Annotated in this window: 1 protein-coding gene; it reads left to right on the top strand. The window is 69.5% G+C overall.

The window, feature by feature from the left end; translation table 11 throughout:
- Nucleotides 1-114 precede the first annotated feature (114 nt).
- The gene (locus tag AB0G02_RS40410) at nucleotides 115-1,290 is read left to right on the top strand and encodes a hypothetical protein (protein WP_360805892.1); all 1,176 of its coding nucleotides are present in this window, start codon (nucleotides 115-117) and stop codon (nucleotides 1,288-1,290) included.
- The last annotated feature ends 85 nt before the right edge of the window (nucleotides 1,291-1,375 follow it).

The following is a 1,375-nucleotide window of genomic DNA, read 5'->3' as shown; positions in this document are numbered from 1 at the left end:
CCGTAGACCTTTCACCACGACGGTCAACGTGATCGTCCACGAGGGGAAGGTACCCGCATGAAGGTACGAGCCCGTACCAGATATCGCTCTCTCCGCAGCCTCGCCGTACCACTGGTGGTGGTCGCGGCGGCGCTCGCCGGCCCGGGGCAGGCCGTGGCGAACGCCCAGGTCGCGGCGGCGGCCGACGAGCAGCTGCCGCCGACGCCCGGACCGGTCTCGCCGGAGCAGACCAACCCGCAGATCTTCGCGCTCACCCAGGACGCGGACTACGCGCTGCGGTACTCGTTCGCGGCGGTGGCCTCCGACCTCGGCCGGTCCTACGCGAGCGGCACCGTCGAGGCCGACCTCAAGGCAGGCCTGCTGTCGCTGCCCGCCGAGAAGCGCGACCCGATCGTCGCGGTGGCCAAGCAGCTCGTCACCGCCTCGGCCAACACCCGCGGCACGCAGTTCGGCAGGCACGGCGCCCTGACCGCCGACCAGTTCCGGGCCCTGGGCTTCGCCGGGGCGTTCGCCTCGGCGAAGGTCGACGAGGCCGCGCTGAAGAGCTCCGTCAACGCCCGCGCCCAGCAGCTCGCGCAGGAGAAGAAGGCGGCCGAGACCGACGCGCGGAACCTGGCGCAGCTGAAGCAGCTCGACCTCGTCACCGTGCCGAAGCTGACGTCGCTGGACTTCCGCATCGACCGGGTCAAGGCGGTCGAGGAGACCGACGAGATCGGTGACGACGAGATCGTGATGGCCGGTCTGACGGTCGACTCCGCCGCCGTGACCAAGAAGGTCCCCCTGTGGATGGTGAACGAGGACTTCGACACCGGTGACCAGGTGGACTACGCGGACCCGGGCCGCCTGTTCAACCGCTTCTCGCTGACCGGAACCGGCGGGTGGCCGCGCAGCTTCGTGGCCGTGGTGATGATGGCCGAGCAGGACAGCGGCGGTTTCGCGACCGCGGTCAACTCGGCGTGGACCAAGGTCAGCGGCAAGGTGGCGGAGAAGATCATCCAGGTGGTCGGGGACTTCCTCTCCGAGTACGTGGGCGCCGCCCTGGGCGAGTTCCTGGGCCAGGTCATCGGCTACCTCGTCGGGTCGTTCGTGCAGTGGGTGATCGACCTGTTCAACGACGACCTGTTCGACGCCCGCACGGCGCTGGTCAAGCTCCCGCACCGGTACGCGTTCATGTACCACGACCCCGCGGACCTCGGCTGGACCGAGTACCGCCGTCCCACCACCCAGATGCGGTTCGTCGGTCACGGCGGTGACTACCGGGTGAACGTGCACTGGCAGGTCAACCTCTGATCCCGCCGGGAGTGCTCGTCGCCCTCGGGTTCCCGGACGCCGAGCGGGTGGTGAACGACCTGGTCGACCGCGGGCTGTTCATCGA

Origin of the sequence: Actinosynnema sp. NPDC023658 (genome assembly GCF_040639995.1) — a bacterium.
Lineage (GTDB): Bacteria > Actinomycetota > Actinomycetes > Mycobacteriales > Pseudonocardiaceae > Actinosynnema.
Note: the sequence above shows the minus strand (reverse complement) of the source record. Positions and strands in the feature narration are given on the sequence as shown.